The following is a 6,973-nucleotide window of genomic DNA, read 5'->3' as shown; positions in this document are numbered from 1 at the left end:
TTTTGGACGATCGCAATAATTCTCTCAGTTGACCATTTTGACTATATGATACTACTATTGCTTACTACTGCTTACAAACTTAATAAAGTTTTATAATACTAATAAAGCTCGGCAGCAGCAATATCGGCATAGTTTTCGCCACGGGCCACCGAATCATCGGGAAAGGCAGGTTAATCAGCCAAATTATCCCCGCTGCGCCACCCAGCAAACCGCCAACCCAGATGATTTTATCAAAAAATCCGGGCGCGCGGTTGGCTTTAACAGCAGCTTTGAGAGCTTCTTCGCTGAAGTTGGGAAATTCGTCTTTGAAAGTATCGCGGATTTCTTCTCTGGATGCGAAAGTGCCGTTTTGCGATCGCAATTTCTCCAGCCGCTTCATCACCATCTTGCGGTAAACCCCACCCGCTAGAGCATCATCAGCCGCGCACTTGTCAACTTGGGCCCGTAAAATGTCAAAAGCTCGATCGGTAAGACGCCCCATAAAACTCACCTATTCCCTATTTAATTATTCTACAGGCTGCTAGACGAGATAATTGTTAAAATATATAAAGCCCCAATCAAATAATCTAAATTAACTTCATGCCAACTGCTTTAATTACCGGTGCTTCAGGCGGAATAGGCGCAGCCTTTGCCATCGAATTAGCCCAACGCCAGCACAATCTAATCTTGGTAGCTCGTTCCGAAGCCAAATTGCAGCAGCTAGCTGCTAAACTGCAACAGCAATTCAACATTTTGGTCGAAATTATCGTTCAAGATTTGACTGCGCCAGGAGCCACAACTGCTGTATTTGATGCGGTTGTTCAAAAAGGTTGGACGGTTGATTTGTTGGTGAATAATGCGGGTTTGGGGGATTATGGCGCTTTTGGCGATCGCCCTTTAGCAAAACAAGTAGGAATTCTGCAACTGAATATTGTAGCATTAGTTGAACTATCGCACTTATTTTTATCGGGAATGCGGGATAGAAAATCGGGAAGTATCATCAATGTTGCTTCTATTGCAGCCTTTCAACCGATGCCGTATTTATCAATTTATGCAGCAACTAAAGCTTTTGTCTTGAGTTTCAGCGAGGCACTTTGGGCGGAAAACAAAGATTTAGGAATTCGGGTTTTAGCACTTTGTGCGGGCCCCACAGAATCCGATTTTTTTAAAGCAGCAGAATTTCCGGCATCCCTAGCATCTAGCAGCGGGCAAAAACTCGTCCCCGCCGATGAAGTAGTGCGAGATGCACTCAAAGCTTTAGAGAAAAATCAGTCTAACGTCGTGACGGGCGGATTCCCCAATCCACTCATCGTAAATATGCCCCGATTTATGCCGCGAGAACTTTTGGTAAACTCGATAGCCAAGCTATTTCAGCGTAAGCCAGGATAACTGAAGGTGGCCAGAAACCGGGTTTTTCTCGAAATAATTCGTTGTCACCTTAAATATCGTAAAAAACCCGGTTTCTTTTAACTCAACGATGTGGGCAGAAACCGGGTTTTTCTCGAAATAATTCGTTGTCACCTTAAATATCGTAAAAAACCCGGTTTCTTTTAACTCAACGATGTGGTCAAAATTACAGATATCGAGTTAACTGCACTCGATAGCGTTCTTTTTTAGTAATCATAACTTCCCCAATTTCCAATCTTCCCTTACCAGTAACAGCGATTAAATCTCCCGACTTAACGTTATAACTAGCTTGGGTGATGTCCTTCCAATTAACTCGCACGTCCCCTCTGTCAATAAAATCAACCATTTTGCTGCGAGACATGGCAAATCCCGCAGAAGCAACAGCATCCAATCTCATCGATGCTTCAACGGTTGTCATTTCTTTCTTTTTCGGTTCTCTAATTTTTAGTTCGCTCAACTCAATGCGCCGAGTTTTTACCGGAACCGATCGCACTTGCTGCAAACTCATCTCCAAATACTCTACCATCTCCGGCATGACAATCGCCTGCGCGCCCCGTTCCCCCAAGACAATCACATCCCCGGTTTTTTCGCGGACAATCCCCGTACCCAGCATTGCGCCTAAGAAGTCGCGGTGACTGGCGGTGTCAAACAGGAAATTGCCGGCTATCTCCACCGCAGCAATGCTAACACTCCCAGAGTCGATCGGGATTTCCGATCGGGCGATCGCAATTCTCTGCCTTTCACCCTGGGGATAGCCACCCCAAGCCACTAATTCCACATCAGTTAAGCGCTTAAATACCGTCAGAGTGTCCGCCAACTCCGGCGGCGACAGAAAATCAGTCAGAGTAACTTCCCAAGTTTTAATTGCTTGTTCAGCTTGGTCTAATGCCCGCGCCACACATTCGCGGTTTTCGATGCCTTTTAACAGTTCTTCTTTTTGTAACATCAGTCAATTTTAGATTCTAATTTGAAATTGCCAAACGTTGGTGTAGCAACTAAAAAGTCTACTTCTTTAGCAGTCCCACTACTTTCATTATAGTCTAAAATTGTCAAATAATACCAATTATTAAAAATTGTTGCTACGTTTAATAACCGTAGCAACAATTAGCTGTTATTGCCTTAACTCCCCGCCGGGCAGGGCAGTGCCGTTTCCCTACAGGTGAGATTTTCTCATTAACGGATTACGGGTGTTGAAAAACCCGGTTGATGCATCCAGGAATGTCAGCAATTAGGAATGAACCATTAAATATTGACCGTTGCCGTTATATTCACCATCGCAACTGGCGAAATTAGCAACAAACCAAATCAAGTAAAACCGCCAGATTCTGCGGAATTTGGCATAATCGATGCCGTAGTCTAAATCTTTGACTGTCGCCTGAGAGTCATCAAAGTTTTTCAGCCAGTTAGCAAAGGTTGTAGAGTAATTGTAACCGTTGAGATACCATTGTTTGATGGTTTTGAGGTCTTTGTTGTGGCTGGGAACGGCATCGTATTTCCAGTAACGACCGTGGGGGAAAATGTATTTGTGGGTGAAAACACTGGAGATGTTGTTAGGGGTGCGAACGGTGATGATGTGAATGAAAGCGCGGCCGTTATCTTTGAGGAAAGAGGAGAGCTTTTGAAAAGCTTTGGTTAAATTACCGACATGACAAAAAACTCCGATCGAGAGAATTTTGTCAAATTTGGTATCGAATTGGGCGTCGTTCAAATCGCCTTCAAATAAGGTAAATCGACCTGAACTGAGGTAGCTGTCGGGATCTTGCATCCTGTGACGCATATATTCGCATTGATGGTGGCTGAGATTAATGCCAGTAAACTGGACATTGGGGAATTTGGAAAGAATGTAATTGGGAACGCAGCCCCAACCGCAGCCAAAGTCTAAAATGCGATCGCCATCCTGAATCTCTAGTTTCTCAATTACATCATCAATCATCTGAATTTGAGATTGTTCGAGGTTGGCTGCTCCTTTTTCCCACAATCCCATGCTGTATTTGGGATAAATCAGTTTGCTCTCGCCTAACATGGGATTCAGCATGGCTTGAGGTAAGTCGTACTGAAGTTTCATTAAATCTCGCGGGCCTTCCGCGGTGTGTTCTGTTTCTTTGAGTACCCATTCGTAGGGTGCGAGCAGAGAGGGAAAATACTTAAAAAAGACGGGCATACAGGTATCAAAAAGACCTCGCAATACAGAATCCGGTACTTCTAAGCCGTTGATATAAGACTCTGCTACTGCCATTTGCACCGCGTTAACCGCACTGACTGCGACGCGGGTTGCTCGATAGGCGATCGGACTTTTGAGATGGATATTTCCCACCAGCGGGATGTGCTGTTCGATGTTTTGTAGGGCTGTTGATGAACTCATGGTTATACGGGTTTTAAAGATGCTGCTATTCTATCTCAAGCAAATTGGCTGCTCCTTAGGGAACAAAAAAGCTCAAACTCTTATCAAGTAAGGTTTGGAAGAAAAAAGCCTGCAAAACTCTCAAAATATCTGGCGGTTCCAGGGAATTTAATAACGGATTTAAAGGGTTTTGAGCTATCATAAATTTATTAAGAATTATGTCAGTTAATTTGAGCTTTGAGCTTTGAGCTTTGAGCTTGATTCCAAAGGCTTTACTTGGCATATAATTGAGGTGTTTTCATTGTGCGATCGCGATTTTAATGCTGAGTGAGTTTGGCGGTTGAGGTGACGGCACGAGAAGCTAATGTCGATCGCGACTTATACTGAATCAATCAGGGAATGCAGAAAAGATGTCGAAAAACCGGGTTTGCATACAGAGTCACTGCAATAACAGATGTCCGCTCATGCCTCGCTACTTAGTTAGAAACGCCACATATGCCACAGATTCACTATCTGCCGGACGATCGCGCGATCGAGATAGACGACGACGATATAATTCTGGAAGCTTCCCTGCGTGCCGGCATTCCCCACACCCACGCCTGTGGTGGTAGTGCGCGGTGTTCGACTTGTCGTGTCTTGATAGTCGAAGGTTTGGAATTTTGCTCGCCCCGCAATTCAGCGGAAGATGAGCTCGCGAACAAACTGCGCCTAGAGCCGGAAATTAGGCTGGCTTGTCAGACACAGGTGGCGGGCGGGAAGGTGATTTTGCGGAGATTGGCGATCGATTCTGAAGACTTAGAAACCTTTAACGACGAAATCGCCGGAAACTTGATTTCTGCACCTGTGGGTCAAGAAAAGAAAATTGCAATTTTGTTTGCCGATATTCGAGGGTTTACCGCCTTTGCAGAATCGCTATTACCCTACGATGTAATTTATCTTTTAAATCGCTATTTCCAAAAAATGGGTTATGTAATCAACCGCAACGGCGGGATGATCAATAATTATATGGGCGACGGTTTTATGGCGCTGTTTGGGTTGGAAAATTCAGAGAAGGCGGCCGAACAAGCGGTGAGGGCTGGGGTGGAAATGCTGGAGGAATTGGACAAACTCAATCCGTATTTTGAGACTTTATACAGTCACAGGTTGCGGATTGGGATTGGGATTCACTGCGGTTTGGCGGTTGTGGGGAATCTGGGGGCCAAGAAAAATCAGACAGTAACGGCGATCGGGGATGCGGTAAATTTTGCCAGCCGGATTGAAGCTGCGAACAAGCAAGTGGGAACAAGTTTGCTGATTTCCGAGGAAACTTATGAGGAAATCAAGGATTTGGCGATCGTCAACCAGTGCGTATCAGTTAAAATCCCGGGAAAGAGCGGCGAATATCCGCTTTACGAAGTTGTCGGAATGCCACCGCTCCCGGTGGAAATCGAGGAGATTTTCGAGGTTGAGAAAAGTTCTTTTTTGCAGGGGTTTTTCAAGAATTTAATGGGTTTATTGGCTGCGCTGCGGAATTGGATTCGGAAAATATTTGGATCGTGAAACTTAGATTAATCTGAGCATATAATTATTGTGATACTAAAGCATTCAACGGTATGGCAACATTATTCGTAGGGTGCGAATACATCGACAATCCTTAAAGAAAAATCTGGTACATCTGTGTTTATCAAATATGTGTGTAGGGGCGAAGCATGACGGGAGCATCCCGGTTTTGCAAAAGCCTCAAATAGCCAAGAGGTCGTTGAGGTAAGCACAACGAAGTTTTAGCATCTTGTTATGACATTTTTTTTCAACCATTGAGCTCCAGAAATTTTCAACCTTCTATCTATTTGTTTGACAGCCGATTCCACCGCTCCCGAGCCTATGGAACAAATCTTATCTGATGATAATTGCTCATAGTTAGGGCTTGCTGAAAAAGTCAGAAAACAGCATTTAGAAAGATAAGTGAATTCGAGATCGCCTCGGCAATATAAGTTTTGTCAATTTTTTTCTGCCGAAACATAGCTTTTACCAATGATTGGAGCAAAAAAACATCCAAAAAGGTTTTTGTTATGAAATAGACCGAAAAAAAGCCAAAAAGCCTGCCGTAGCAGGGCAGAAAGATTGATCACCAAAAAAGTTATTGCGATGCTTGTTTCAGAAGTATTATTAAGTTTAGCCATCACTCTACCGAGGCTGAATCTTCTTTTGGCTTCTCCAAATTTTCCCTCAATTAAGTTACGAATTCTCTCGTCTGATTGAGCTTGTTTTTTTATTGCTTTGCTCAGATTTTTGGGAGGTCTTCCTAGACGGACACCGCTCATTCTGATGCCCATTTCTTTGCACCAAGCTCTATTTTCTTGCGTTCGATATATCCGATCTACATGAATTGATTCAGGGTAAAATCCGGTGAATTGTTTAAATGTTTCTACTTGTATTTTTAAGTCTCCTGATTCGTTGAAATTATCCCAACTAATTCGGTCTAAAAATACGTACCCATTTCGACAACTGGCTGACAGTTTTGCCCCAAATTCAACGGATTTCCCGGCTTTTCCTCGCGACGTTGGGGCGGATATGTGGTTGCTTTAAACTTACTATTCTGTCGGGAATACTATGTTCTTTCTTTTCATACATTGACAATTGTTGACGGTAGACTTCTGCAACTACTAACAGCATTTTATAATGAGATTTAGTCAGTAACTGTAGCTGACCCATTCGCTCTATATTAGCCAAATTTCTGTGGATATATTGGAGCTGTTTTTTAATTGCTTTTGTTCGTTCTTTTCGTCGTGGTTTGCGGTTTTTTGCTAGGGTTAGATATTCTTTTCTGGCTCTGTTTCGATATGTCCTCGGCTTTTTTTTTACGGGTGACTGAATTTGATTGTGTAGAGCATCTATAATTTTTTCAGTATGCTCTCTTGCTTGATTTAATAGTCCTAAGTCGGTCGGATATTTAAGGTCGGCTGGCGCACAGGTTGCATCTAATATTAATTTTCCTTGATTTTTGGGCTCACTTATTTCTGATGACTCTTTTTCGACGATAACTCCTGGCACTTCGGTCTGCTCTTTGACCATTTTTTCGTTAATTTTATTTCCTCGGGTTGACTCCTATTCTCTCCCTAAAATGAACAAACATGGATGAATCAAATGGTGCAGCATCACTATAGGTTGTCATGCCTATAAAGTATTGTAGGTATGGGTTTTCTCTTATTTGTTCTAGCGTTTCTTTGTCGCTGGTTCCTAGCCTTTCTTTAATTATTAATGCCCCCA

The 6,973-nt window shown here is 43.2% G+C and carries 5 protein-coding genes and 2 pseudogenes; 2 read left to right on the top strand and 5 right to left on the bottom strand.

Annotated features, from left to right (window positions below; genetic code table 11):
• Positions 1 to 79: 79 nt before the first annotated feature.
• Entirely contained in the window at positions 80 to 481 is a 402-nt protein-coding gene (locus tag JGK36_RS33175) for a hypothetical protein (protein ID WP_293187083.1), read from the bottom strand.
• 98 nt (positions 482 to 579) lie between these two features.
• On the opposite strand from JGK36_RS33175, the gene JGK36_RS33170 reads away from it, so the two are divergent.
• Entirely contained in the window at positions 580 to 1,368 is a 789-nt protein-coding gene (locus JGK36_RS33170) for an SDR family oxidoreductase (protein ID WP_293187082.1), read from the top strand.
• Between the two features lie 184 nt (positions 1,369 to 1,552).
• On the opposite strand, the gene JGK36_RS33165 is transcribed toward JGK36_RS33170, so the two are convergent.
• Together JGK36_RS33165 and JGK36_RS33160 are read right to left on the bottom strand one after the other, a co-directional pair.
• Positions 1,553 to 2,332 carry a photosystem II S4 domain protein gene (locus JGK36_RS33165; protein ID WP_293187081.1) on the bottom strand — a complete coding sequence of 260 codons (780 nt, stop codon included), beginning with the start codon at positions 2,330 to 2,332 and terminating at the stop codon, positions 1,553 to 1,555.
• Between the two features lie 282 nt (positions 2,333 to 2,614).
• The gene (locus tag JGK36_RS33160) at positions 2,615 to 3,748 is read right to left on the bottom strand and encodes a class I SAM-dependent methyltransferase (RefSeq protein WP_293187080.1); all 1,134 of its coding nucleotides are present in this window, start codon (positions 3,746 to 3,748) and stop codon (positions 2,615 to 2,617) included.
• Between the two features lie 474 nt (positions 3,749 to 4,222).
• Here JGK36_RS33160 and JGK36_RS33155 point away from each other — a divergent pair, with 474 nt between their 5' ends.
• Entirely contained in the window at positions 4,223 to 5,266 is a 1,044-nt protein-coding gene (locus JGK36_RS33155; RefSeq protein ID WP_293199335.1) for an adenylate/guanylate cyclase domain-containing protein, read from the top strand.
• 180 nt (positions 5,267 to 5,446) lie between these two features.
• On the opposite strand, the pseudogene JGK36_RS33150 reads toward JGK36_RS33155, so the two are convergent.
• Together JGK36_RS33150 and JGK36_RS33145 are read right to left on the bottom strand one after the other, a co-directional pair.
• A pseudogene (locus tag JGK36_RS33150) lies at positions 5,447 to 5,607 on the bottom strand (ISKra4 family transposase); the annotation flags it as partial.
• A gap of 96 nt (positions 5,608 to 5,703) precedes the next feature.
• Positions 5,704 to 6,973, bottom strand: a pseudogene (locus tag JGK36_RS33145) (IS5 family transposase); the annotation flags it as partial.

Source organism: Microcoleus sp. PH2017_35_SFW_U_B (assembly GCF_020737865.1).
In the GTDB taxonomy this organism is placed as follows: Bacteria; Cyanobacteriota; Cyanobacteriia; order Cyanobacteriales; family Microcoleaceae; genus Microcoleus.
The sequence above is the reverse complement of the archived record's forward strand: the minus strand, read 5'-3'. Positions and strand labels throughout refer to the sequence as shown.

Excerpts from the sequence above, each read along its gene's own strand:
- JGK36_RS33155 (WP_293199335.1), top strand. The coding sequence starts at position 4,223 with ATGCCACAGATTCACTATCTGCCGGACGATCGCGCGATCGAGATAGAC.
- JGK36_RS33165 (WP_293187081.1), bottom strand. The coding sequence starts at position 2,332 with ATGTTACAAAAAGAAGAACTGTTAAAAGGCATCGAAAACCGCGAATGT.
- JGK36_RS33175 (WP_293187083.1), bottom strand. The coding sequence starts at position 481 with ATGGGGCGTCTTACCGATCGAGCTTTTGACATTTTACGGGCCCAAGTT.
- JGK36_RS33170 (WP_293187082.1), top strand. The coding sequence starts at position 580 with ATGCCAACTGCTTTAATTACCGGTGCTTCAGGCGGAATAGGCGCAGCC.
- JGK36_RS33160 (WP_293187080.1), bottom strand. The coding sequence starts at position 3,748 with ATGAGTTCATCAACAGCCCTACAAAACATCGAACAGCACATCCCGCTG.